Origin of the sequence: Halomonas sp. 18071143, from assembly GCF_019211725.1 — a bacterium.
Lineage (GTDB): Bacteria > Pseudomonadota > Gammaproteobacteria > Pseudomonadales > Halomonadaceae > Vreelandella > Vreelandella stevensii.
Window position 1 is genome coordinate 1,396,780 of record NZ_CP078120.1, and the last position, 23,825, is coordinate 1,420,604.

Here is a 23,825-nt window from a genome sequence, read left to right on the forward strand (position 1 = left end):
GAGACACCCCCTATGAACCTATTCCGTGAAGCAGGCCAGACCGATGGTTGATCAGCGCCCTTTGGCGATTTTCTTGATGGGGCCTACCGCGGCAGGCAAGACCGATGCGGCCATTGCACTGCACGAAACCCTGGGGCACGAACTGATCAGCGTCGATTCGGCCATGGTGTACCGTGGCATGGATGTCGGCAGCGCCAAACCGAGTGCTGCGGAGCTGGCCCGCGCGCCCCATCGGCTGATCGACCTGCGGGACCCGGCAGACCCCTATTCCGCCGCTGATTTTCGTGAAGATGCGCTGCGCGAGATGCGGCAAATCAGCGCGGCAGGCAAAGTCCCCCTGTTGGTGGGCGGTACCATGCTCTACTTCAAACGCCTGGTGGAAGGGGTGGCCAATCTGCCCGCAGCAGACCCACTCATTCGTGAGCGGCTGGCGGCCATGCAGGCAGAGCAAGGGCTGGCAGCGCTGCATCGCGAACTGGCCAGCGTGGATCCGGTCTCGGCGGCGCGCATTCACCCCAACGACCCGCAGCGGCTGATGCGTGCTCTGGAAGTGTTCCATGCCAGTGGCAGGCCGATGAGTGAACTGTGGGCTGAGCAGGAAACGGAAACCTTTCCCTGGCGGGTGCTGTCGATAGCTTTGTCGCCGCTCGATCGCTCGATATTGCACCAGCGTATTGCCCAGCGATTTGGCGCCATGCTGGATGAGGGCTTGATTGATGAGGTCGCCGCCCTCAAAAAGCGTAAAGATATTCATGCGGGCTTGCCCTCGATGAAAAGTGTTGGCTACCGTCAAGTATGGGAATATCTGGATGGTGAGTATGACCGGGACGAGCTGGTGTCCCGGGGAGTGATCGCTACACGTCAACTGGCCAAGCGGCAGCTGACGTGGCTGCGTAGCTGGCCAGCACTGCGCTGGATAGATACGCAGCAGCCGGATGCGCTGGATAAGCTGCTGAAATTCGTGCGTGAAAGCGGTGCTTAGCGTAAGATAGTGATTTCGTAACAAGTGTTTTAGAGTGAGTGTTAGAGTGGCCTCTGGCTCTCGAATCGACACTAGGCCTTTCGGGCAACAAGATTGCGGCGCAGCACCAGTAGGGCGCGCCATTTGATAACCAACCCCAACGACAGTTTAGGGAGAGCAACATGTCCAAAGGGCAGTCCCTTCAAGACCCGTACCTGAATATTTTGCGCAAGGAGCGCATTCCGGTCTCTATTTTCCTGGTAAACGGCATTAAGCTGCAGGGCCAGATTGAATCGTTTGACCAGTTTGTCATCTTGTTGCGCAATACCGTCAGTCAGATGGTTTATAAACACGCCATTTCCACCGTCGTGCCCTCGCGCAATGTGCGCCTGCCAGCACAGGATCCCTCAGCGGCCGACGCTGACATCTGAGACGGCTGGATGGCAAGAGAGTCCATGAGGTATTGATTGTTTTTTGAACGCCCTGAAGCCGGTGAAACGGCAGTCCTTGTTCACGTAGATTTCTATGATGAACAGGCACGAGAAGACCCGGGTGAGTTCCTGGAACTTGTGCGCTCTGCCGGTGCAGAGCCCGCGACATTGCTCACAGCCAGCCGCCAGCGACCCGATTCCCGAACCTTCATCGGAACCGGGAAGCTGGAGGAGCTGCGGGCAATGCTCGCAGCCCATGAAGCAGAACTGGTGATCTTCAACCACAGTTTAAGCCCTTCCCAGCAGCGTAATCTTGAGAAGGAACTCAAGTGCCGTGTGCTGGATCGCACTGGGCTGATTCTCGATATTTTTGCTCAGCGGGCACGAACCCATGAGGGCAAGCTGCAAGTCGAACTTGCCCAGCTAGAATACATGTCCACCCGCCTGATACGCGGATGGACCCACCTTGAGCGTCAAAAAGGTGGCATTGGTTTGCGCGGTCCTGGCGAAACACAGCTGGAGACCGACCGGCGTTTGCTGCGTGGCCGCATCAAGTCCATCCACAAGCGTTTGGACAAGGTGCGCAGCCAGCGTGAGCAGAATCGCCGCGCCCGAGCCAGGGCCGAAATCCATAGCGTGTCACTGGTGGGGTATACCAACGCGGGTAAATCGACGCTATTCAACGCGCTGACCAGCGCAGAGGTGTATGCCGCCGACCAGCTGTTCGCGACGCTGGATCCGACGCTGAGACGGCTGGAGATAGAGGATGTCGGCCCTGTGGTGCTGGCCGATACCGTAGGCTTCATTCGCCATCTTCCCCACAAGCTGGTGGAGGCGTTTCAGGCGACTCTGCAAGAGGCTTCCGAAGCCACGCTGCTGGTCCACGTGATCGATGCCGCTGACCCGGACCGCGAACTGAACGTGGCGCAGGTAGACGAAGTGCTCAAGGAGATCGGCGCTGACGGCGTGCCGGTGCTCAAGGTCATGAACAAGATCGACAAGCTGGATAGCGCACCGCGCATCGAGTACGACGGTCACGGCGTGCCGAGCGTGGTATGGCTATCTGCTCAGCAGGGGCAGGGTCTGGAGCTGCTGCACGAGGCGCTGTCAGAGCGTCTGGCCAATGACGTGATCGGCTTCTCGTTGACCCTGGCGCCAGAGCAGGGCAGGCTGCGCGCTGGCCTACACGAGCTGAATGCCGTACGCGAAGAGAGTTTCGACGAGCAGGGGCGTTCCGTACTGGACGTGCGCCTGCCGCGGCGTGATTTCAATCAGCTGATGGCCCAGCTGGGCGAGCGCGCCAATACCTATTTACCAGAAGCATTACGCGAATCTGACGAATGGTAGCCCTTCAAGTGCCGACTCCCTTGCTGCCCATGGTGCAGTGTTGTGGAAGTGTGGTACAAGATTGATATAGCAATAATATCAAAAGCACTCGGCCCTGCCAGAGCGCAAGGTACGGTGCAGGTGAACACCTTAGTGGAGACGAAGTATGGCCTGGAATGAGCCCGGTGGTGGCAACCAGCACGACCCCTGGAGCAGCGGGGGGCGTCGTGGCAACAATAACGGCGGTGACCGTGGTGGTAATAACGGCGGCAACAACGGCGGAGGCAATGGTGGGAACGGTGGTAACAACCAGGGGCCTCCCGACCTTGATGAAGCGCTCAAGAAGTTTCAAGACAAGCTGAACGGCATGCTGGGCGGCGGCAAGAAGAGCGGTGGCGGTAGCGGCGGCAACAAGGGCGGCGGCAAGCCGCGCAACTCGTTTGCACTGCCCGGCTTGCTACTGATCGTGGCGCTGGCCATTTGGGGTGCGTCCGGTTTCTATCTGGTCGATCAGTCCGAGCGTGGCGTCGTGCTGCGTTTTGGTGAGTTCCAGGGCATCGTTAGTCCCGGTCTGCAGTGGAATCCGCCGCTGATCGACGATGTGCGTATGGTGAACGTCACCCGCGTTCGCTCCGTTGCACAGACCCAGTCGATGCTGACTCGCGATGAAAACATCGTCGAAGTCGAAATCTCTGCCCAGTATCAGGTGGCCAATCCGCGTGATTTCGTACTGAATGTGCGCGATCCGGCACTCTCCATCGAGAATGCGCTGGACTCGGCTCTGCGTCACGTGGTGGGCGGCACCGACATGATCGACATCCTGACCTCGGGTCGTGAAATTCTCGGTAGCTCTGTGGCCAGCCGCCTGCAGACCTATCTGGATGCCTATGGTGCCGGTATTCGTCTGCAGACCATCAACATCGAGTCCACCTCGGCGCCCGCGCCAGTGATCGATGCTTTCGATGACGTTATCCGTGCCCGCGAAGATCGCCAGCGGACCATCAACGAAGGTATGGCTTATGCCAACGCGATCATCCCGGCTGCACAAGGTCAGGCTCAGCGCGTGGTAGAGCAGGGGCAGGGTTACCGTGAATCGGTCGTTGCCGAAGCACAGGGTCAGGCCAACCGCTTCAATGCGCTGTTGACCGAATACCAGAACTCACCGGAAGTGATGCGCGAGCGTATGTACCTGGATGCCATCGAAGAAGTCTTTGGGAACACGCCCAAGGTGCTGCTGGATATCAGCGACAATGCGCCCTTGATGTACCTGCCGCTGGATCAGATGCGCAGTGGAAGCAGCAGCGGTTCGAGCAGCTCCAGCAGCAACGACAGCAGCAGTAACAGCAGTGACGCTATCGACCCGCGCGTGCTCGATTCGCTGCGTACCAGTCAGGGTGGCGCTTCGTCATCATCCAGTAGTTCGTCCATTCGCAGGGAGGGTCGCTAAATGATTAATAACCGTTCCCTGCTGATCGTGGGTGGCCTGGCCGCAGTTGCCTGGCTGGCTAGCAACAGCCTGTACGTGGTGGATGAGACCGAGCGTGCCGTCAAGCTGCGCTTTGGTGAAGTCATCGAAGAGAACATTCAGCCTGGGCTTCACGTCAAGATTCCGATTGCCCAGACCGTGCGCAAGTTCGATGTGCGTCTGTTGACCCTCGATACCGATACCAGCCGTTATCTGACCCTCGAGCAGAAAGCGGTCATCGTCGACTCCTACGTCAAGTGGCAGGTGGTCAACCCCACCCGTTACTACGAGGCCACTGCGGGTGACGAGATGATGGCGGTGCGCCTGATTCAGCCCCGTGTCGACGAAAGCCTGCGTAATGAGTTCGGTCGTCTCAATCTTCAGGAAATCATTGCCGAGCGCCGTGATGACCTGATGACCGGACCCACCGGCGAACTCGACGAGCTGATGCGTGAAGAGTTGGGCGTGGCGATTCGTGATATTCGTATCAAGCGGATCGACCTGCCGGAAGACGTATCCGCTGCCGTCTTCGAGCGGATGCGCTCAGAACGTGAGCGTGAAGCGCGCGAGTGGCGTGCCCAGGGTCAGGAAGAGGCCGAGCGTATTCGCGCCAACGCCGACCGCCGCCGTCAGGTTCTGTTGGCGCAAGCCAACGAGCGTTCCGAGACCCTGCGTGGTGAAGGGGATGCCGAAGCCGCCGCGATCTTCTCCCAGGCTTACAGCCAGGATCAGGAATTCTTCGCCTTCTGGCGTAGCCTGAACGCCTATCGCCAGAGCTTCTCCGGCGACGGCAACCTGCTGGTACTGGAGCCAGACAGCGACTTCTTCCGCTACCTGCGCAGCGCCATGCCGGCCAGCGACGAGTAAGCGAAGGATGCTGGTTTCCCGCTGGGCGATGCGCCCGGCGGGGTTCAACTGGGCTCCAAACGTGGTAGACTTTATCAACCGGGCGTCGCCCGGTTTTTTTGTGGCCCCATGTTACGTGCGTTATCAGGCCGGGCAGGTCAAGATGCCCACCTGGTGCCGTCGGCCGGGCCTTCATCGTCTTGCAGGATTGTTCACATGACCATCGCTGACCGCTGGCTACTGCCCGACGGCATGGATGAGGTGCTGCCGCCTCAGGCAAGCCGCATGGAAGAGCTGCGCCGTGCGCTGCTCGATCTTTATCACGCCTGGGGCTATGACCAGGTAATGCCGCCACCGGTAGAATTTCTCGACTCGCTGCTGACCGGTACCGGTACCGACCTCGACCTCCAAACCTTCAAGCTGACCGACCAGCTGACGGGTCGCATGATGGGCGCCTCGGCAGACGTCACGCCCCAGGTAGCGCGAATGGATGCGCACTCGCTGAAGCGTCAGGGGCCGGTACGCCTGTGCTATTGCACCAACGTGCTGCGTGCCAAGGCCGACCAGCACCAGGGGGGGCGCAGCCCCGTGCAGGTGGGTGTCGAGCTGTTTGGCCATGCGGGGCTTGAAGCCGACAGCGAAATCATTCACCTGGCGCTTGCCAGCCTGCATGCCGCCGGTGCCAGTGAGATCCACTTGGCGCTGGGGCATATCGGTATTTATCGCAGCCTGGTCGAAGCCGCTGCGCTCAGCGAAGAGCAGGAGCGGGCGCTGTTCGAGGCGCTGGCGCTCAAATCGCCTGGGCAGTTGGCCGAGCAAGTGGCGGCCAGCGTCAAGGATCCGGTATTGGCGGAGATGCTGATGGCGCTTGGCGAACTGCACGGCAATGCCGACGTGCTGAGCGAAGCGCGTGAGCGGTTTGCTGGCGCACCGGCGCCGGTCAACGCCGCGCTGGATCAGCTGGAAGCGCTGTACAAAGGGGTGTTGGCGCGTTTCGACGTGGCCCTGTACTTCGACCTGGCCGAGCTGCGTGGCTATCAGTATCACACCGGCATGATGTTTGCGGCTTACGTTCCCGGTTATGGCTACGCATTGGCCAAAGGGGGGCGCTATGATGATACTGGGCGTGCCTTTGGGCGTGCCCGCCCGGCGACGGGCTTCTCGATGGATCTGAAACAGCTGGCCTCCCTGGCGCCAGCGTCTCCTGACCGCAAAGCGGTGTGGGCGCCAGCCCAGGAGGATGAGTCGCTCAATGCTGCCATCGTGGCACTGCGCGAGCAGGGTGAACGCGTTATTCAAGCGCTGCCTGGGCAGCGTACTGGGCCGGCGGAACACAACTGTGACCGCCGTCTTGAGTTTATCGACGGCCGTTGGCAGACAGCGGCCCTGACACAAGAGACGAGTGCATAATGGGTAAGAATGTCGTAGTCCTGGGGACTCAGTGGGGCGATGAAGGCAAAGGCAAGATCGTCGATCTGTTGACCGAATCCGCCTCTGCCGTGGTTCGTTTTCAAGGTGGCCACAATGCTGGCCACACGCTGGTCATCGATGGTGAGAAAACCGTTCTTCACCTGATTCCGTCCGGCGTGCTGCGTCCGGGCAAGACCTGCGTCATCGGCAATGGCGTCGTGCTCTCTCCGGAAGCCTTGATCAAGGAGATTCGTGAGCTGGAAGCCAAGGGCGTGCCGGTGCGTGAGCGTCTGCGCCTGTCGCCAGCCTGCCCGCTGATCCTGCCGTACCACGTGCGCCTGGATCAGGCGCGTGAGAAGGCCCGCGGTGTGGCCAAGATCGGCACTACCGGTCGTGGCATCGGCCCGGCTTATGAAGACAAGGTCGCCCGTCGTGGCCTGCGCCTGGGCGATATGCTGCATCGCGAGCGTTTTGCCTCCAAGCTGGGCGAAGTTCTCGATTACCACAACTTCGTCCTGGTGAATTACCACGGCGAACCGGCGGTGGATTTCCAGGAAGTGCTCGACAGCGCCATGCAGATGGCCGAAGAGCTGCGCCCGATGGTCAGCGATACCGTCAGCATGGTCCACGACCTGCGCAAGGCCGGTGAGAACATTCTGTTCGAAGGGGCTCAAGGCTCGCTGCTGGATATCGACCACGGTACCTACCCCTACGTGACCAGCTCCAACACCACGGCCGGTGGTACCGCCACCGGCTCTGGCGTGGGCCCGCTGTACCTGGATTACGTGCTGGGTATCACCAAGGCGTACACCACGCGTGTAGGCTCTGGCCCGTTCCCTACTGAGCTGTTCGACGACCACGGCCGCCACCTGGCCGAGCGCGGCCATGAGTTCGGCGCTACCACCGGGCGTCCGCGTCGCTGTGGCTGGTTCGACGCCGTGGCCCTGCGCCACGCCGTGCAGATCAACTCGGTCTCGGGTATCTGCTTGACCAAGCTGGACGTGCTCGATGGCCTGGAGAACATTCGCGTCTGTGTCGGCTATCGCAGCAAGGACGGTGAAGTGCTCGACAATCCGGTGGACTCAGAGGGCTACGAAGCCGTCGAGCCGGTCTATCACGACCTGCCGGGCTGGAAAGAGTCGACTCTGGGCGCCAGGAAGGTCGAAGATCTTCCCGCCAACGCTCGTGCCTACATCAGCTACCTGGAAGAGCAGGTAGGCACCAGCATCGATATCATCTCTACCGGCCCTGACCGCGTGGAAACCATCGTGCTGCGCAATCCCTTCGACAGCTAATACCTGCCGATGCCAGCCAAACGGGGCGACGGTGACGTCGCCCCGTTTTGTTTGCAGCCTTGGCGCACGCTCAAAAGTCGATGCCGCGCCGCGCCTGCAGGCCGTTATTGAAGGCGTGACGCACCTCCTGCATTTCCGTTACCGTGTCGGCCATGGCCACCAGCTCGCGATGGGCGTTGCGCCCCGTGATGATGACGGTTTGCTCCCTTGGTCGATTGGCCAAGGCCTGTTTTACCGTGGCGATGTCGAGATAGCCGAACTTGAGCATGTAGGTGATTTCATCGAGCACCACCAGGTAGGTGTCGGGGTCGCTCAGCATGGCCTCGGCCTGCTGCCATACGGCCTGGCAGGCAGCGGTGTCGGCCTCGCGGTTTTGGGTATCCCAGGTGAAGCCGGTGGCCATGATGGCAACGCTCAAGTGCGGGTCTTCTTCCAGGCGATTGCGCTCGCCACACTCCCATAGCCCCTTGATGAACTGCACGACGCCGACTTTATAGCCGTAGCCCAGCGCCCGGGTCACGGTGCCCCAGGCAGCCGTGGTCTTGCCTTTGCCGTTGCCCGTATTGACCAGCAGCAGGCCACGTTGCTCGGTGGCCTTGGCGACTTTCTCGTCCACGTGGGCCTTGAGTTTTTCCATGGCCGCCTTGTGGCGCGTCTCGCGATCGCTCATCGAATCTCCTCGTGATGGGGTGTCGTGCCCTGTCGAATTTACGCTGAGTAAAAACTTCGGGTAACAGAATTGGCCGCTGAGTGCCTTGCTGCTCTAGAATAGGAGGCTATGTCTCGATAGGAAACAGGTCATGCCATCTTTTGATATTGTGTCAGAGTTTGATCAACACGAAGCCGCCAATGGGGTGGATCAGGCGAACCGCGAAGTACAGTCGCGTTTTGATTTTAAAGGCGTGGACGCCAGTTTTGCGCTGGAAGGCGACAAGGTACAGCTGGAAGCCGAAGTCGACTTCCAGCTCAAGCAGATGCTCGATGTGATGCGCAGTCGGCTGATCGCACGGGGTATCGATGCGCGCTGCATGGACGTCAAGGACCCGGTGCTTTCCGGGGTGAAAGCTCGTCAGGAAGTAGTGCTCAAGCAGGGGCTCGACCAGGCTGAAGCCAAGGACGTCGTCAAGCGTATCAAGGCCAGCAAGCTCAAGGTGCAGGCCCAGATTCAGGGTGAAAAGGTGCGCGTGACGGGCAAGAAGCGCGACGACCTGCAAAGCGTAATGGCCCTGCTGCGAGGCGAAGAGGGGCCCGACCTGCCGCTTCAGTTCGATAATTTCCGCGACTGATCACAACCGCATAGCCGCGTCGTGCAGCCGAAGGCTGCCATGGCGCGTTCACTTTATTGCCCACAGGAGTCACGAATCATGTCTGATCCGCAGCCGGTCTATTTAAGCGACTACCAGCCGCCCGACTATCAGGTCACCCATACCGAGCTGACGTTTGATCTTGACCCCACCGCGACCCGTGTCAAGGCACGTTTGACCATTGAGCGCCATGCCCAGGCCGCGCCGCAGGCGCCGCTAGTGCTCAATGGCGAGCATTTGACCCTGCGCTCGCTCGAACTCGACGGTCGCTCGCTGGCAGAGAGCGAGTACCAGTTGAGCGATACCCAGCTCACCATTGGTGAGGTGCCCGAGGCGTTCGTGCTGGAGAGTGAGGTCGAGATTTCACCCAGCACCAACACCGCTCTGGAAGGGCTCTATCAATCCAACGGCATGTACTGTACCCAGTGCGAGGCCGAGGGGTTTCGGCGTATCACCTTTTATCCTGACCGCCCCGACGTCATGGCCACTTACAGAGTCACGGTGGTGGGCGATGCCGAAAGCGAGCCGGTGCTGCTGGCCAACGGCAACCCCGTCGAGCGTGGCGAGCTGCCTGGCGGGCGTCACTTCGTCACCTGGGAAGACCCGCATCCCAAACCCTGCTACCTGTTTGCCCTGGTGGCAGGCAATCTGCACAAGGTCGAGGATCACTTCACGACCCTGAGCGGTCGTCGCGTGACCCTTCAGCTGTGGGTAGAGCAGGAAAACCTGAACAAGACCGATCACGCCATGGCATCGCTGAAGCGCTCCATGGCCTGGGATGAGCAGACCTACGGGCGTGAGTATGACCTGGACCTGTTCATGATCGTGGCGGTAAACGATTTCAACATGGGGGCCATGGAGAACAAAGGGCTGAACATCTTCAATTCGGCAGCCGTGTTGACCCACCCGGATACCGCCACCGATGCGGCTTTCCAGAACGTGGAGGGCATCGTGGCCCACGAATACTTCCACAACTGGTCGGGCAACCGGGTCACCTGTCGGGACTGGTTTCAGCTGTCGCTGAAAGAGGGCTTCACGGTCTTCCGGGACCAGTGCTTCTCGGCGGACGTCAACTCGGCGCCGGTCAAGCGTATTCAGGACGTGTCGTTTTTCCGTACGGCGCAGTTTGCTGAAGATGCAGGCCCCACGGCTCACCCCGTACGCCCAGACCACTATATCGAAATCACCAATTTCTACACCCTGACCATTTACGAAAAGGGTGCTGAAATCGTACGGATGCTGCGCAACCTGCTGGGCTGGGAGGCGTTCCGTCGCGGTGCCGACCGCTACTTCGAGCGCTTCGACGGTCAGGCGGTGACTATCGAAGACTTCGTCGGCTGCATGGCCGAAGTATCGGGGCTGGATCTGGAGCAGTTCATGCGCTGGTACGCTCAGGCGGGCACCCCCGAGATAGACGCCAACGGCGAATACGACTATGCCAATGCCGTGTACCGCCTGACGCTGCGCCAGCGTACCCCGGCGACGCCCGGCCAGCCGGTGAAGCAGCCGCTGCACATCCCCGTGCGTATGGGGTTGGTCGGCACCAAGTCGGGCCATGACCTGACCCTGATGCTGAACGGCGAGTCGCTGGGCAAGGATGCCGTGGTGCACTTGACCGACGATGAGCAGACGTTTGTGTTCACCGACGTTCCTGAAGCGCCAGTACCCTCGCTGCTGCGCGATTTCTCGGCCCCGGTGAAGCTGCACTTCCCCTATTCACGGGAAGAGCTGGCGTTCTTGCTGACCCACGACAGCGATGGCTTCAATCGCTGGGATGCCGGTCAGCGGCTGGCCATGCTGGCGCTGGACGATCTGATCGCCGCTCATCGCAATGGGGTCGAAAAAGTCATGGACGGTCGCGTGGTGGAGGCCTTCAGAACCCTGTTGACGGGCCCCATGCAGGACAAGGCCGTGCTGGCCGAGATGCTCACGCTGCCCACCGAGGCCTACATTGCCGAGCTGCAGCCGATCGTCGATGTGGATGCCATCCATGCGGCGCGAGAATTCGTTCGCCAGTCGTTGGCGCTGGCCCTACGCGAGGAGTTCCTGGCGGTCTACCAGGATAATCTCAGTGATGCGGCCTATGCACCTTCGGCTGAACAAATTGCCCAGCGCAGCCTCAAAAACGTGGCGCTCTCCTATCTGATGTCGATCGAGGATGACGAAGCCGTGGCGCTGTGCGAAGCGCAGTTCACGGCGGGACACAACATGACCGATGTTCGGCACGCCCTGACGCTGCTGGCGCACAGCGACCGTGACGACCTGGCGGCACCTGCCCTGAAAACGTTTGGCGAAAAGTGGGCCCACGACCCGCTGGTCATGGACCAGTGGTTTACCATCCAGGTTACCCGGCCTCAGGCGGATGTGCTGGAGCGGGTACGCTACTTGATGCAGCACCCGGCCTTCTCGATCAAGAACCCCAACAAGGTGCGTGCGCTGGTGGGGGCATTTACTCAGAACCGGGTGAACTTCCATCGCCTGGACGGGCAGGGCTATGTTTTACTGGCCGATGTGGTGATCGAGTTGAATCGACTCAACCCGGAAATTGCTGCACGGCTGATCACGCCGTTGACCCGCTGGCAGCGCTTTGACGAGGCTCGCCAGCAGCTGATGCGCCAGGAACTGATGCGCATTCGCCAGGAGCCGCTTTCGGCGAACGTCTACGAGGTGGTCGAAAAAGCATTGGCTTAAGATCGTTCTTGCGGTTTAACCAGGGAAAGGAAACGCGCCAGTGACAGATCCGAACAAGCACTATCTACTGATCATCAACGGAAAATCAGCGGGCGACCCTGAGCTGCGCGAGGCGGTAGCCGCCCAGCGCAAGGCAGGCGTTGCCATCACGGTACGTGCCACCTGGGAAGGGGGCGATGCCGCCGACTTTGCGGCCGACGCAGAGGCTTTGGGGGCGACCCACGTGGTGGCCTGTGGCGGCGATGGCACAGTCAACGAGGTGGTCAATGGATTGATGCGCCTACCCCATGACCACCGCCCCCCGCTGGGTATCGTGCCGTTGGGCAGTGCCAATGATTTCGCCACGTCGGTAGGGCTGCCCCTGGAGCCTGGGCCTGCGCTGCAAGCGGCTATCTCGCTCGCAGCGGCGCCCATCGACGTGATTCGCATGACGGCGGAAGCCAACGGCGAGCAGTCGGTCAGCTACTACGTCAACATGACCACCGGTGGCTTTGGGGCCGAAATTACCTCTTCGACCCCCAAGACCCTCAAGCGCATGCTGGGTGGGGGTGCCTACTCGCTAATGGGCGCGCTCAAGGCGTGGCGGCACCGCAGTTATCACGGCACGCTGCATTGGGCCGACAGCGAACAGGCCGCTTCGCTGCTGCTGCTGGCGCTGGGCAACGGGCGTCAATCAGGGGGCGGTCAGGTGCTGGCACCCAGGGCCCGGTTGGACGATGGGCGGCTGGATGTCCTGCTGGTCAAGGATTTCCGTTCGGTGCTGGAACTGCCTGCCTTGTTAGGCGAGCTGCAGCATTTTCCGCCGGACGGCCGCTACGTGCGCTACTTCACGGCCAGCCAATTGACCGTGACCACCAGGCCGGACGATGACCCCTGGCCGCTGACCCTGGATGGCGAAGCAAAGCGCTACGAGCGCTTTACGGCCGAAGTGGTGCCGTTGGCGCTCAAGGTGTTGCTACCCGAAGGGTGTGCGCTGTTGTCGGCCAATGAACGCCACTAGCCTGTCATAATTGAGTCATTGAATACGATGTTTTAAGGAGCTATACGCAATGGTGAATCGACTCTGGATGCCTGTGTTGGCCAGCATGGCGCTGTTACTCAGTGCCTGTGGCGACAGCCAGGAAGAAGCCAACGTTTCCCCGGAAGAGACCCCTGCCACGCTGACTGAGGAGGAGGGGGCTGCCACCCCGGAGGCGGCGCAGGACGACGGGGAGGACGAGGTGCCGGACCCGCAGGAGGTCGAGGACGATATTGAAGCACGCCAGGCCGCGGAGCAGTTGGAAGCCGCCGAAGCGATGCGCGAGGGCGATGAGCAAGAATCCGGCGTGCCGGAAGCCAGCGAGCTGCAGGCCGGTGAAGAGACGCTGGGGGCCGACCCCGACGACGCTCTGGACGAGGCCAGTGCCATGCCGGGGGAAACCACGCGTTCTGACGTAGACGACATGATCGCCGAAACCGAGCGCCGCTTCGAAGAGGCCCAGCGCCAGCTCGAAGAGCAGTTTCAGGAGGTGGAGCAGCAGCGTCCCGAGCTGGAGCCCATGGAGAGCGAGACCTCATCGGGCGACTGGGAAACGGACAGCGCCATTACGGAGGGAGCGCCGCTGGACGATGGTCTGGAAGCCACCGACGTGGATGCCCTGATCGAAGATACCGAGCGCCGTTTTGAAGAAGCCCAGCGCCGCCTGGAAGAGCAGTTCGAAGAGCTGGAGCGGGAACGGCTGGAGACATCAGGCGCTGGCAACGATACCACGTCGCCCTGATACTACCTCTGATCAAGCTGGCTTCATGGCAGCGCATAAAAGAAGGCCCGCCGGAGCGGGCCTTCTACATTGGCCTGGGTTATACCGGGCGAATGTTGGACGCCTGAAGGCCTTTCTTACCCTGAGTCACTTCGAAGCTGACCTTTTGACCATCCTGCAGGGTCTTGAAGCCTTCAGCCTGAATTTCGGAGAAGTGGGCAAAGAGATCGTCACCACCGTCATCGGGAGAGATGAAGCCGTAACCTTTCGTATCGTTGAACCACTTGACAGTACCAGTTGCCATCATTCATATCCTTAACGTGCTTGATGATTAGGCGGACATTCACGGTGTTTGCCCGCCAAATTCACTTTAGAAGCAAATAGCCGGGCCGTCCAGTGGCCCCGAAACCCTTCCCGTCAACGCCTTTTGCGAGCCTGATACGCATGCCTTTTACCTTGATCGACGCGCAGTTCATCCCGTTTCTGGTGGCCATTACGCTGCTCTCTATCAGCCCTGGGGTGGACACCCTGCTGGTGATTCGCAATACGGCACGCGGTGGCCTGCGCGACGGTATTGCCACCAGCGTGGCCATCTGCTGCGGCCTCTTCGTGCATGCAACGGTGTCGGCGCTGGGCATTTCGCTGATTCTTCTGCAATCGGCTTGGGCATTCAATGCGCTCAAGCTGGCCGGGGCGGCCTATCTGATCTGGCTGGGGGGTTCCAGTTTGATGGCCGCCCGTAGAGGAACGCCGCTGCCCGTCAAAGGCGTCATGCAGAACGCTGCGCCTGTCCCGCTCTGGCAGCCCATCAAGGAAGGGTTGTTGTCGAACGTGCTGAACCCCAAGACCGTGGTGTTTTACATGGCCTTTCTGCCGCAGTTCATCGCGCCCACCGACCCCGCCCTGCTGAAGTCGCTGTGGCTGGCAAGCATCCACTTCGTGATTGCCAACGTCTGGCAGATCAGCGTGGTATTGATGGTCGGGGGCGCCAGCAAATGGCTGGCCAGCGCGCGCTTTGCACAAACCCTGAATGCGGCCACGGGGGCGGTGCTGGTCATGTTCGGGCTGCGGTTGGCGCTGGAGCAGCGCCCGGTGTGACCGGGCGCGGGAGGGGAGCGGAGACAGACTTAGCGTTGAACCAGCGCGCGGTCGTAGCGAACGCTCTGCTCGCTGTCGTTCAATAGCGAGACGCCTTCGCTGCTACCGCCGTTGGCCAGGCTCTCGAAGATGACCCGATAGCTCAGCACGGCTTGCACGTAATCGCGGGTTTCGCGGAAGGGGATGCTCTCCACGAACAGGTCGAACGACTCCATGCTGTTACTGCCCAGCCACTGGTCTACGCGACCAGGGCCGGCATTGTAGGCTGCCGTCGCGGCGAGGCGGTTGCCACGGTAACGGTCGAGCTTGTCACGCAGGTAGGTGCTGCCCAGGCGAATGTTCAGTTCGGGGTCGAGCACGCCGTAAGGCCCGGGGTCGCTGAGTCCCAGTTGGCGACTGACCTGCGTGGCGGTGCCGGGCATCAGCTGCATCAGGCCGCGCGCGCCAGCCGGTGACAGCGCCACGGGGTTGTAGGCGCTCTCCCGGCGGGTGATCGCCATCAGCAGGAAGGGGTCTACGCCGGTCATGCGGCCCCAATGCAGAAAGCTGTCCCGGTAGGCGGGTGGGAAGCGCCACTCCAGGGCATCCCACATCTCACCGGCAATCGTGGTTTGTACCAGCCGGGCATGCCACTGCTGCTGGGCAGCGTAGTCGGCGAGGGCGCGAGCCTGGTAAGGCGACGCTTCGCGCACGGCATGCAGCCACTCGCTGTTGGCCAGGCCCTCTTCACCAATGCGCAGCAGCGCTTGCGTGCGCTGTACGGCGGGCAGTCGCGCGATATCCTCGCGGGTGGCTTCGTCGAAGTGGTGGCGTTCGTGGTTGAGTCGGTACGGCTGGCCGATTTTCTCAGCGGCGGCAAAGCCATAGAAACTACGGTCCTGGGCAGCCTGCTGATAGCGCGCCTGAGCGGCTTCCTGATTACCCAGCTGTTCGTTGGCGCGTCCCAGCCAGTACTGCCAGCGGCTGCTCTCCTGCTGGCTGGCGGGCATCTCTGCAATCCAGTGGATGACGTCGGTCCATTGGCGCTCCGCCAGGGCGCGGCGCACCCGAAGCTCCAGCACCCGCTCGCTCTGCAAGGAGGGCAGCACGCTGTCTACCCAGCTCAGTGTACCCGGCACGTCGCGCACCAGAGCGTAGAAGGCCAGCTCCTCCTCGATGACCTGCTGGTCGCTGGGCGCCAGCGTCAGGCGCGGGGCGATCTGTTGCCAGGCGGCAAAGGCGCGGGGCGTGTCTTCGCGGGTATAGCGCTGCATGGCCGCCTGATAGAACGCTGCCGTGGCGGCGCATTCAGGCCCCAGGCAAGTAGGGGCCGTGGTCAGGCTGCCGAGGCTTGTGTTGGCCCGCTCCGCCGTATCGATGGCCGTTTGCCACTGGCCGCTGAGCAACCCTCCCAGGTAAGTGCTCAGGCGCTGCTCGCCTGCTTGCCAGGCCAGCATCTTGCGCTCCCAGATGGCGGTAGCATCGATGGTGCCATCCGCGCGCAGGCGGCTGAACAGGGCGTTGCAGGCGTCGGGCTGTGAGCTGCCCACGCGCCACAGCGCCAGGCCCGCCGTGCGTGCCTGTTCGGGGGTGCGGTCGAGGAGCGCCGTGTAGTAGTAGCACTGCCGTGCCGTACCGGCGGGTTCGCCATCGGCGACGGCCAGCAGGTCGCTGAAACGGCCCGCATAGCCGTAGTTGGCAATGGCCTGGCCGCGCAGCCACTCAGCCAAGGGGGAGTCACCGTGCTGCTCGATGAACTGCAGTACCCGGCTGACAGAGACGTTGGGCAACTGCTGGCGTAGCCGGTGATACTCCACATAGCCGCTGAGGATATGCCCGTCGATGGCGCTCTGGTCGATTTGCTGCCACTGCTGCTGGCGGGCGGCGTTCAATGCATCGCGCATGGCCTCGTCCGAGGCGGCCCAGGACGCAGATGGCAGGCCGATCAGTGCCGCGGCACACAGCGTGCGAAGGGTAGAACGAAATGGCGTTGCCTGCATGGCACTCCCTCTTTAACTGGCGGATATGACGGTCGAGTGGATGATGGCCACCGTCGCGTGGCAGCCGCGATCATGAACTATTTGGCCAAATAACGTTCTGACCATTGTACCCTGAGAGGATTCCCTGACGATGGCACGATTATCTAGCTGGTGGTTGTTTCGTCGCTTGAAAGGTCGGGCCTGGGCCATCAAGCGAGTGGCCCGTGCACTCACGCTTTTCATGCCCATGACCCGCGACGTACTGCGGGGCAGCTTCAGGCCGGTGCCCTGGGCTGCCTTCGGCACCATGGCCTTGGCACTGGCCTATCTGGTCATGCCCTTTGATCTTATTCCTGATTTCCTGGTCATCATCGGCCTGGTCGACGATGTGCTGATCGTCGGTTGGCTGTTGAATCGTGTGGATGGCCACCTGGCCGAATATCGCGCCTGGAAGGCCGAGAACGAGGCAGCGTCGACGGCTGCCTGATCGGCGCAGCTGGTTGGCTAGCGCTTGAAATCCCATCACTTATCCCCATATTGCCTTCATCCTGTTCTACGCCTCTGCCTGGCTGGCAGAGGCGACACGCCACACGAAATAGATGAGGGCTAAGCGCATGACCACGGCGACCCACGAAGAAACTCTTGGCTTTCAAACCGAAGTCAAGCAGCTTCTGAACCTGATGATCCACTCCCTGTACTCCAACCGGGAGATATTCCTGCGTGAGCTGATTTCCAACGCGGCGGATGCCTGTGACAAGCTGCGCTATGCAGCCCTGGACAACGACGCCCTGTACGAAGGTGACAGCGAGCTGCGTATCGAAATCGAGCACGACCGTGATGCCAATACCATCACCTTGCGTGACAACGGTATCGGCATGAACCGCGAGGATGTCATCGCCAACCTGGGGACCATCGCGCGTTCAGGCACCGCCGAGTTTCTCAAGCAGCTTTCCGGTGAACAGCAGAAGGATGCCAAGCTGATCGGTCAGTTCGGTGTCGGTTTCTACTCTGGCTTCATTGTGGCAGACGAAGTCACTGTGCGCACTCGCAAGGCGGGTACCGCCGCGTCGGAAGGCGTCGAGTGGCGCTCGCGGGGCGAAGGTGAGTTCACCGTGGCCGATATCGAGCGCGAGGTGCACGGCACCGAGATCACCCTGCACCTGAAAGAAGATGCCAAGGAGTTTGCCGACGACTACCGCCTGCAAAGCCTGGTGCGCAAGTACTCCGATCACATCGAAGTGCCGGTGCGCATGCCCAAGACCGAGATCGCTCGTGACGACGAGGGTAACGAGATCGAAGGCAGTGAAGTCACCACCTGGGAAACCGTCAACGAAGCCACGGCGCTGTGGGCACGTCCCAAGAGCGACATATCGGACGACGAATACAAGGCGTTCTACAAGCATGTGGCCCACGACTTCAGTGATCCGCTGACCTGGAGCCACAACAAGGTCGAGGGCAAGCTGGAGTACACCAGCCTGCTCTACGTGCCGAGCCGTGCACCGTTTGACATGTTCGACCGTGACGGTTCCCGAGGCGTTAAGCTGTACGTTCAGCGGGTATTCATCATGGATGACGCCGAACAGTTCCTGCCGCTCTACCTGCGTTTCATCAAGGGCGTGCTGGACACCCGCGATTTGTCGCTGAACGTCTCTCGTGAGCTGCTGCAGCAGGACCCCAAGGTCGACAAGATCAAGGGCGCCTTGACCAAGCGTGCCCTGGACATGCTCAAGAAGCTTTCCAAGGATAGCGAGCAGTACCAGACGTTCTGGAACACCTTTGGCAGCGTGCTGAAAGAAGGGCCGGGTGAAGACTTCGCCAACCGCGAGAAAATCGCCGGTCTGCTGCGCTTTGCTTCCACGCATACCGACACGTCCGCCCAGGAGCATTCTCTGGCCGAATACGTCGAGCGCATGAAGGAAGGTCAGAAGAAGATCTATTACGTGGTGGCCGACAGCTTCAATGCCGCGAAGAACAGCCCTCACCTGGAGATCTTCCGCAAGAAAGGCATCGAGGTGCTGCTACTCTCCGATCGTATCGATGAGTGGCTGATGAGCCACCTGACCGAGTTCGATGGCAAGTCTTTCGCCGACGTGGCCAAAGGCGAGCTGGACCTGGGCGATGTCGAAGACGAAGCCGAGAAGCAGGCTCAAGAAGAGACCGCCAAGGCAAAAGAGGCGCTGGTCAAGCGCGTTCAGGAAGCGCTGGGCGAGCACGTGCAGTCGGTGAAGGTCACTCACCGCCTGACCGACTCGCCTGCCTGTGTGGTGCTGCCGGAGCATGAAATGGGCTATCAGATGCGGCGCATCATGGAGGCCGCGGGGCAGAAACTGCCCGACGTGAAGCCCATTCTCGAGCTCAACCCCGATCATCCGCTGGTGGCAAGACTCGAAGGCAGCGAAGGCGAGCTGTTTGCCCAGCTGGCGCATATTCTGCTCGATCAGGCGATCATCGCCGAAGGTGGCCACCTGGACGACCCGGCGGCTTACGTGAAGCGGCTGAACAGCGTGCTGACCGCGTGATGCCCATCCGTTGAGGGATGCGGCCCGCCTGGCCTGCCAGGCGGGCCGTTTGTTTTTCGGCCTGTTTTGAACGGCGCAGGCGGCCGTTGGTGATAAAGTAGGTGATCACTATGAATGCTAAACGATCAGGATATCCTCATGGCGGATGAGCAACAGATTAAGGTCGCCGTGCTGGGCGGGGGGAGTTTTGGTACCGCCCTGGCCAGCATTGCGGCAGACAACGGTGCCCAGGTGCGCCAGTGGATGCGTGACGAAGCGCTGGTGGCGCAGATCAATCAGGAGCACCGTAATGGCCGCTACCTGCCCGATTATCCGATCAACCCTGCCGTCGAGGCGTCCACTGACCTGGAAGCCGTCCTGGTGGGCGCGGAGCTGGTGCTGATCGCCATTCCCTCCAAGGCGTTTCGCAGCGTGGTGCAGGCGGCCAAACCGTGGCTGACCGCCCAGCAGATTCTCGTCAGTACCACCAAGGGGATCGAGCAGGAGAGTTTTCTGCTGATGAGCCAGGTGCTGGAGCAGGAGACCGGCTTTAGCCATATTGGCGTGATTGCGGGCCCTAATCTGGCCTCCGAGATTGCCGATAAACAGCTGACCGCGACCGTGATTGCCAGCGCCGATGCCCTGACGCGTACCCGGGTGCAGCAGGTGCTGGGGTGTCGCTATTTCCGCGTTTACGCCAGTAACGACCGGCACGGCGTCGAACTGGGCGGGGCGCTCAAGAACATTTACGCCATCGCCGCAGGCATGGCGGCAGCGCTGGGCATGGGCGAAAACACCCGCAGTATGCTGATGACCCGCGCGCTGGCGGAGATGAGCCGATTTGCCGTGGCCCAGGGGGCCAATCCGATGACGTTTCTGGGGTTGGCGGGAGTCGGTGACTTGATCGTGACCTGCTCCTCGAATCTGTCGCGTAACTATCGGGTGGGGTATGCGCTGGGCGAGGGGCGTGACCTGGAGGCTGCGGTAGAAGCGCTGGGGCAGGTCGCGGAAGGGGTCAATACCGTCAAGCTGGTGTGCGCCAAGGCTGAGGAGTTGGGCGTTTACATGCCGCTGGCGGAAGGGTTGAAGCGGGTGCTGTTCGATGGCGTGCCCGCCCAGGAAATGGCGCGCACGCTGATGCTGGGTGAGCAAAGCAGCGACGTCGAATTCATTCTGCCCCGTGAGGCCGTACAGCAGGCGCATCGGGAACAGACATCGCCCCCTCGGGTGGCGGTCAGCAAAGGAGATGTTCATGAGTGACCAGGGAAATCAGGCGCTGCGCCATGGCGGCGCGAGCCCTCTGCTGATCATGCGGCATGGTGAGGCCGCTCCTGGCTTTCCAGACCCAGTGCGTGCGCTGACTCGCCGCGGTGAACAGGAAGCGGGCGCCATGGCGCGCTGGCTGGCAGCGCGGGTCAGTGAGGGAGAGCTTGCCACCCCCGTGCTGTATGCCAGCCCGTATGTGCGTGCGCAGCAAACCGCTGAATGTATCCGAGACGCCTTGGGCATTCCCTTGAATACCTTGACGTTCATCACGCCAGACGATTCCGCCAGCGACGTGGCCGAGTGGTTGATGGCACAACAGCCCCAGGGGCCCATCATGCTGGTCAGTCATATGCCGCTGGTGGGCGAGTTGGCAGGATTATTGGTCGAAGGTGCGCCGAGCCAAGGGCTGGGTTTCCCCACGGCGGCCATTGCCGAGCTGGAGGCCGATGTCTGGGCGGCAGGATGCGCTCAGCTGCAGCGCTTCACCCAGCCCAGCCAGCTGTAGCGGCTGGTTGTAGCGGCTGCCGAAGCAGCCGCTCATGTTGATGCGCTGGCAATGGGCGCGCGTTACAGCAGAGCGTCCAGCTTGGTCTTGAGCAGGTCGTTCACTTGTTGAGGATTGGCGGTGCCGCGAGAGGCCTTCATGACCTGGCCCACGAAGTAGCCGATCATCTTGCCGCGCTTCTCGGGCTCCGAATCGCGGTACTGAGCGACCTGGGCCGGGCTCTCGGCGATGACCTGATCGATCATGCCTTCGATGGCGCCAGTGTCGGTCACCTGCTTCAGACCTTTGGCATCGATGATGGCGTCGGCGCTCTCCCCTTGGCCATTCCACAGCGCCTGGAAGACCTGCTTGGCGGCCTTGCCGTTGATGGTCCCATCGAGCACGCGGCGTACCACTTCGCCCAGCTGCTGGGCCGAGACGGGACTGTTCTGAATGCTCAGGTTTTCCCGGTTCAAGGCGCCGGACAGCTCGCCCTGAACCCAGTTGGCCGCCTGTTTGGCATCGCCGCACACCCGGTGGACTTCCTCGAAGAACTCCGCCATTTCACGGCTGGCCGAGAGCACGCTGGCATCGTAAGCCGATAGCCCCAGCGCGTCCTGGAAGCGAGCGCGCTTGTCGGCGGGCAGTTCCGGCAGCTGGCTGCGCAGATGTTCCAGGTAGGCCTCATCGAGAACCACGGGCAGCAGGTCAGGGCAGGGGAAGTAGCGGTAATCGTTGGCTTCTTCCTTGGTGCGCATGCTGCGGGTCTCATCGCGCTCCGGGTCGTACAGGCGGGTTTCCTGCACCACGCTGCCGCCATCTTCGATCAGCTCGATCTGACGCTCGACTTCGAAGGCAATGGCGCGCTCCACGAAGCGGAACGAGTTGACGTTCTTGATTTCCGCACGTGTGCCAAATGCTTCCTGGCCTTTGGGGCGCACCGAGACGTTGACATCACAGCGCATCGAGCCTTCGGCCATGTTGCCGTCGGAAATGCCCAGGTAGGTCACGATGGAGTGGATGGCCTTCAGATAGGCCGCCGCTTCCTTGGCGTTGCGCATGTCCGGTTCGGAGACGATCTCCAGCAGCGGGGTGCCTGCGCGGTTCAGGTCGATGCCGGTCATGCCGTGGAAGTCTTCGTGCAGCGACTTGCCTGCGTCCTCTTCCAGGTGGGCATGGTGGATGCGGATGCGCTTGGTGGTGTCGTCGTCCAGGGTGATTTCCACCTCGCCAGCGCCCACGATGGGGTGATACATCTGGCTGGTCTGGTAGCCCTTGGGCAAGTCAGGGTAGAAGTAGTTCTTGCGGTCAAAGACCGATACTTCCGGGATCTCGGCATGGACGGCCAGGCCGAACTGAACGGCCATGGCGACCGCCTGTTCGTTCAAGACGGGCAGTACGCCAGGCAAGCCCAGATCAACGGCGCAGGCCTGGGTGTTCGGCTCGGCGCCAAACGCCGTCGAGGCGCCGGAAAAGATCTTGGAGCGCGTTGCGAGCTGAACGTGGACCTCGAGCCCAATCACGGTTTCCCATTGCATCAGGCGTTCTCCTCGGCAAAGGCAGGCTGTTTGAGATGCCAATCGGTGGCTTGCTGGAACTGGTGAGCGACGTTGAGCAGCTGCGCTTCGGCAAAGTGCGTGCCGAGAATTTGCAGGCCCACCGGGCGGCCGCCCGCAAATCCGGCCGGAACGCTGATGCCGGGAATGCCCGCCAGGTTCACGGCAATGGTGTAGATATCCTGCAGGTACATCGACACCGGGTCTTTCTTCGCGCCCAGGTCGAAGGCGGGCGTGGGCGAGGCAGGCCCCATCAGCACATCGACATCTTCGAAGGCGTCGAGGAAGTCCTGACGGATCAGGCGGCGCACCTTCTGGGCCTTGGTGTAATAAGCGTCGAAGAAGCCTTCCGACAGAGTGTGGGTGCCAATCAGGATACGCCGTTTGACCTCCTCGCCAAACCCTTCGGCCCGCGAGCGGGTGTAAAGATCGATTAGGTCGGCAGGCGCCTTGCAGCGGTGGCCGAAGCGCACGCCGTCGAAGCGTGACAGGTTGGAAGAGGCTTCGGCGGGGGCAATCACGTAATAGGCCGGGATGGCGTAGTGCGTGTGCGGCAGGCTGACTTCGCGCACCGTGGCACCCAGCGACTCGTAGACCTTGACGGCATCACGCACGGCTTGCTCGACGTCCGGGTCGAGGCCGTCGCCAAAATACTCCCTGGGCAGGCCGATTTTCAGGCCTGACAGCGGCGCGTTGAGTGTTTCAGTGTAGTCAGGCACGCCACGGGCGACGCTGGTGGAGTCGCGCAGGTCGTGCCCGGCAATCACGTTGAGCAGCAGGGCGCAATCTTCAGCCGTGCGTGCCATCGGGCCTGCCTGGTCGAGGCTGGAAGCGTAGGCAATCATGCCGTAACGAGAGACGCGCCCATAGGTGGGCTTCAATCCGGTGATGCCGCAGAACGCGGCCGGCTGACGAATAGAGCCACCGGTATCGGTGCCCATGGCTGCAGGGACGAGCCCGGCGGCTACCGCTGCCGCGCTGCCGCCGGAACTGCCGCCGGGAACTGCCGACAGGTCCCAGGGGTTCTTGACCGCGCCGTAGTGGCTGTTTTCGTTGGACGAGCCCATGGCGAACTCGTCCATATTGGTCTTGCCGAGGCTAATGGTGCCTGCGGCCGCCAGTTTTTCCACCACGGTGGCATCGTAAGGCGCGATGAAATTATCGAGCATTCTGGAGCCGCAGGTGGTTTTAACACCCTGGGTGCAGAAGATGTCTTTCAGCGCCAGGGGGATGCCTGCCAGCTTGCTTGCCGTGCCTGCCGCCCGTGCCTGGTCGGCTGCTTCGGCCTGATTCAGCGCTTGTTCGGCGGTCACCGTGATAAAGCTGTTGAGCTTGTCATCGGTTTTTTCGATGCGCTGTAAAAAATGGGAGGTCAGCTCTCGGCTGGAGAGTTCACCGCTACCCAGGGCGGCGGCGAGCTGCGTTACGGTTTTATCGTGCATGACCCGGAAGCTCCGTTCGGGGGCGAATGAAATAAGCAGAAACGAGGGGGTGCGG

The 23,825-nt window shown here is 61.5% G+C and carries 21 protein-coding genes; 16 read left to right on the top strand and 5 right to left on the bottom strand.

The window, feature by feature from the left end; genetic code table 11:
* Positions 1–43 precede the first annotated feature (43 nt).
* From miaA to KVY02_RS06475, 7 genes are all read left to right on the top strand, one after another.
* Entirely contained in the window at positions 44–982 is a 939-nt protein-coding gene (gene miaA / locus KVY02_RS06445; RefSeq protein ID WP_218314814.1) for a tRNA (adenosine(37)-N6)-dimethylallyltransferase MiaA, read from the top strand.
* A 161-nt stretch (positions 983–1,143) separates the two neighbouring features.
* Positions 1,144–1,392 carry an RNA chaperone Hfq gene (hfq, locus tag KVY02_RS06450; protein ID WP_016913446.1) on the top strand — a complete coding sequence of 83 codons (249 nt, stop codon included), beginning with the start codon at positions 1,144–1,146 and terminating at the stop codon, positions 1,390–1,392.
* 36 nt (positions 1,393–1,428) lie between these two features.
* Positions 1,429–2,739 carry a ribosome rescue GTPase HflX gene (gene hflX, locus KVY02_RS06455; protein WP_016913447.1) on the top strand — a complete coding sequence of 437 codons (1,311 nt, stop codon included), beginning with the start codon at positions 1,429–1,431 and terminating at the stop codon, positions 2,737–2,739.
* A gap of 145 nt (positions 2,740–2,884) precedes the next feature.
* The gene (gene hflK, locus KVY02_RS06460) at positions 2,885–4,165 is read left to right on the top strand and encodes an FtsH protease activity modulator HflK (protein ID WP_218314815.1); all 1,281 of its coding nucleotides are present in this window, start codon (positions 2,885–2,887) and stop codon (positions 4,163–4,165) included.
* Complete coding sequence (gene hflC / locus KVY02_RS06465; RefSeq protein ID WP_016913449.1) at positions 4,166–5,050, top strand: protease modulator HflC; 885 nt, start codon at positions 4,166–4,168, stop codon at positions 5,048–5,050.
* 195 nt (positions 5,051–5,245) lie between these two features.
* Positions 5,246–6,439: an ATP phosphoribosyltransferase regulatory subunit gene (locus KVY02_RS06470; RefSeq protein ID WP_218314816.1), complete on the top strand. Its 1,194-nt coding sequence runs from the start codon at positions 5,246–5,248 to the stop codon at positions 6,437–6,439.
* Positions 6,439–7,734: an adenylosuccinate synthase gene (locus KVY02_RS06475; protein ID WP_081194201.1), complete on the top strand. Its 1,296-nt coding sequence runs from the start codon at positions 6,439–6,441 to the stop codon at positions 7,732–7,734. The genes KVY02_RS06470 and KVY02_RS06475 overlap by 1 nt, the downstream gene beginning before the upstream one ends.
* Before the next feature lie 70 nt (positions 7,735–7,804).
* On the opposite strand, the gene cobO is transcribed toward KVY02_RS06475, so the two are convergent.
* The gene (gene cobO, locus KVY02_RS06480; protein ID WP_016913452.1) at positions 7,805–8,404 is read right to left on the bottom strand and encodes a cob(I)yrinic acid a,c-diamide adenosyltransferase; all 600 of its coding nucleotides are present in this window, start codon (positions 8,402–8,404) and stop codon (positions 7,805–7,807) included.
* 130 nt (positions 8,405–8,534) lie between these two features.
* Between cobO and KVY02_RS06485 the strand changes: the two genes are divergently transcribed.
* The 4 genes from KVY02_RS06485 (at position 8,535) to KVY02_RS06500 (ending at position 13,489) form a co-directional block, all read left to right on the top strand.
* Positions 8,535–9,020 (top strand): YajQ family cyclic di-GMP-binding protein, encoded by a 486-nt coding sequence (locus KVY02_RS06485; protein ID WP_218314817.1) that lies wholly within the window; start codon positions 8,535–8,537, stop codon positions 9,018–9,020.
* A gap of 78 nt (positions 9,021–9,098) precedes the next feature.
* On the top strand, positions 9,099–11,729 hold the full coding sequence (gene pepN / locus KVY02_RS06490; protein WP_218314818.1) for an aminopeptidase N: 2,631 nt from the start codon (positions 9,099–9,101) through the stop codon (positions 11,727–11,729).
* A gap of 40 nt (positions 11,730–11,769) precedes the next feature.
* Positions 11,770–12,729 carry a lipid kinase YegS gene (gene yegS / locus KVY02_RS06495; protein WP_218314819.1) on the top strand — a complete coding sequence of 320 codons (960 nt, stop codon included), beginning with the start codon at positions 11,770–11,772 and terminating at the stop codon, positions 12,727–12,729.
* A 49-nt stretch (positions 12,730–12,778) separates the two neighbouring features.
* Positions 12,779–13,489, top strand: coding sequence for a hypothetical protein (locus tag KVY02_RS06500; protein ID WP_218314820.1), 711 nt, complete (start codon positions 12,779–12,781; stop codon positions 13,487–13,489).
* A gap of 79 nt (positions 13,490–13,568) precedes the next feature.
* Here the strand turns inward: KVY02_RS06500 and KVY02_RS06505 are convergent, their stop codons facing one another.
* On the bottom strand, positions 13,569–13,772 hold the full coding sequence (locus KVY02_RS06505; RefSeq protein ID WP_016913457.1) for a cold-shock protein: 204 nt from the start codon (positions 13,770–13,772) through the stop codon (positions 13,569–13,571).
* A gap of 140 nt (positions 13,773–13,912) precedes the next feature.
* Between KVY02_RS06505 and KVY02_RS06510 the strand changes: the two genes are divergently transcribed.
* Positions 13,913–14,566 carry a LysE family translocator gene (locus KVY02_RS06510; protein ID WP_218314821.1) on the top strand — a complete coding sequence of 218 codons (654 nt, stop codon included), beginning with the start codon at positions 13,913–13,915 and terminating at the stop codon, positions 14,564–14,566.
* A gap of 29 nt (positions 14,567–14,595) precedes the next feature.
* On the opposite strand, the gene KVY02_RS06515 is transcribed toward KVY02_RS06510, so the two are convergent.
* A complete protein-coding gene (locus KVY02_RS06515; protein WP_218314822.1) occupies positions 14,596–16,545 on the bottom strand; it encodes a transglycosylase SLT domain-containing protein in 1,950 nt (649 codons plus the stop codon).
* 130 nt (positions 16,546–16,675) lie between these two features.
* Here KVY02_RS06515 and KVY02_RS06520 point away from each other — a divergent pair, with 130 nt between their 5' ends.
* The 4 genes from KVY02_RS06520 (at position 16,676) to sixA (ending at position 20,793) form a co-directional block, all read left to right on the top strand.
* Positions 16,676–17,011 (top strand): YkvA family protein, encoded by a 336-nt coding sequence (locus tag KVY02_RS06520; protein WP_218314823.1) that lies wholly within the window; start codon positions 16,676–16,678, stop codon positions 17,009–17,011.
* A 127-nt stretch (positions 17,012–17,138) separates the two neighbouring features.
* Positions 17,139–19,043 (top strand): molecular chaperone HtpG, encoded by a 1,905-nt coding sequence (gene htpG, locus KVY02_RS06525; protein ID WP_218314824.1) that lies wholly within the window; start codon positions 17,139–17,141, stop codon positions 19,041–19,043.
* 138 nt (positions 19,044–19,181) lie between these two features.
* Complete coding sequence (locus tag KVY02_RS06530; protein ID WP_052196376.1) at positions 19,182–20,282, top strand: NAD(P)H-dependent glycerol-3-phosphate dehydrogenase; 1,101 nt, start codon at positions 19,182–19,184, stop codon at positions 20,280–20,282.
* Positions 20,275–20,793 carry a phosphohistidine phosphatase SixA gene (gene sixA / locus KVY02_RS06535; protein WP_218314825.1) on the top strand — a complete coding sequence of 173 codons (519 nt, stop codon included), beginning with the start codon at positions 20,275–20,277 and terminating at the stop codon, positions 20,791–20,793. Before KVY02_RS06530 ends, sixA begins: the two co-directional genes overlap by 8 nt.
* A 62-nt stretch (positions 20,794–20,855) precedes the next feature.
* On the opposite strand, the gene gatB is transcribed toward sixA, so the two are convergent.
* Positions 20,856–22,310 (bottom strand): Asp-tRNA(Asn)/Glu-tRNA(Gln) amidotransferase subunit GatB, encoded by a 1,455-nt coding sequence (gene gatB / locus KVY02_RS06540; RefSeq protein WP_016913464.1) that lies wholly within the window; start codon positions 22,308–22,310, stop codon positions 20,856–20,858.
* On the bottom strand, positions 22,310–23,770 hold the full coding sequence (gatA, locus tag KVY02_RS06545; protein WP_100730773.1) for an Asp-tRNA(Asn)/Glu-tRNA(Gln) amidotransferase subunit GatA: 1,461 nt from the start codon (positions 23,768–23,770) through the stop codon (positions 22,310–22,312). Before gatA ends, gatB begins: the two co-directional genes overlap by 1 nt.
* Between the last annotated feature and the right edge of the window lie 55 nt (positions 23,771–23,825).

Excerpts from the sequence above, each read along its gene's own strand:
- miaA (WP_218314814.1), top strand. The coding sequence starts at position 44 with ATGGTTGATCAGCGCCCTTTGGCGATTTTCTTGATGGGGCCTACCGCG.
- hfq (WP_016913446.1), top strand. The coding sequence starts at position 1,144 with ATGTCCAAAGGGCAGTCCCTTCAAGACCCGTACCTGAATATTTTGCGC.
- hflK (WP_218314815.1), top strand. The coding sequence starts at position 2,885 with ATGGCCTGGAATGAGCCCGGTGGTGGCAACCAGCACGACCCCTGGAGC.
- hflC (WP_016913449.1), top strand. The coding sequence starts at position 4,166 with ATGATTAATAACCGTTCCCTGCTGATCGTGGGTGGCCTGGCCGCAGTT.
- KVY02_RS06470 (WP_218314816.1), top strand. The coding sequence starts at position 5,246 with ATGACCATCGCTGACCGCTGGCTACTGCCCGACGGCATGGATGAGGTG.
- KVY02_RS06475 (WP_081194201.1), top strand. The coding sequence starts at position 6,439 with ATGGGTAAGAATGTCGTAGTCCTGGGGACTCAGTGGGGCGATGAAGGC.
- cobO (WP_016913452.1), bottom strand. The coding sequence starts at position 8,404 with ATGAGCGATCGCGAGACGCGCCACAAGGCGGCCATGGAAAAACTCAAG.
- KVY02_RS06485 (WP_218314817.1), top strand. The coding sequence starts at position 8,535 with ATGCCATCTTTTGATATTGTGTCAGAGTTTGATCAACACGAAGCCGCC.
- pepN (WP_218314818.1), top strand. The coding sequence starts at position 9,099 with ATGTCTGATCCGCAGCCGGTCTATTTAAGCGACTACCAGCCGCCCGAC.
- KVY02_RS06500 (WP_218314820.1), top strand. The coding sequence starts at position 12,779 with ATGGTGAATCGACTCTGGATGCCTGTGTTGGCCAGCATGGCGCTGTTA.
- KVY02_RS06505 (WP_016913457.1), bottom strand. The coding sequence starts at position 13,772 with ATGGCAACTGGTACTGTCAAGTGGTTCAACGATACGAAAGGTTACGGC.
- KVY02_RS06510 (WP_218314821.1), top strand. The coding sequence starts at position 13,913 with ATGCCTTTTACCTTGATCGACGCGCAGTTCATCCCGTTTCTGGTGGCC.
- KVY02_RS06515 (WP_218314822.1), bottom strand. The coding sequence starts at position 16,545 with ATGCAGGCAACGCCATTTCGTTCTACCCTTCGCACGCTGTGTGCCGCG.
- KVY02_RS06520 (WP_218314823.1), top strand. The coding sequence starts at position 16,676 with ATGGCACGATTATCTAGCTGGTGGTTGTTTCGTCGCTTGAAAGGTCGG.
- htpG (WP_218314824.1), top strand. The coding sequence starts at position 17,139 with ATGACCACGGCGACCCACGAAGAAACTCTTGGCTTTCAAACCGAAGTC.
- KVY02_RS06530 (WP_052196376.1), top strand. The coding sequence starts at position 19,182 with ATGGCGGATGAGCAACAGATTAAGGTCGCCGTGCTGGGCGGGGGGAGT.
- sixA (WP_218314825.1), top strand. The coding sequence starts at position 20,275 with ATGAGTGACCAGGGAAATCAGGCGCTGCGCCATGGCGGCGCGAGCCCT.
- gatB (WP_016913464.1), bottom strand. The coding sequence starts at position 22,310 with ATGCAATGGGAAACCGTGATTGGGCTCGAGGTCCACGTTCAGCTCGCA.
- gatA (WP_100730773.1), bottom strand. The coding sequence starts at position 23,770 with ATGCACGATAAAACCGTAACGCAGCTCGCCGCCGCCCTGGGTAGCGGT.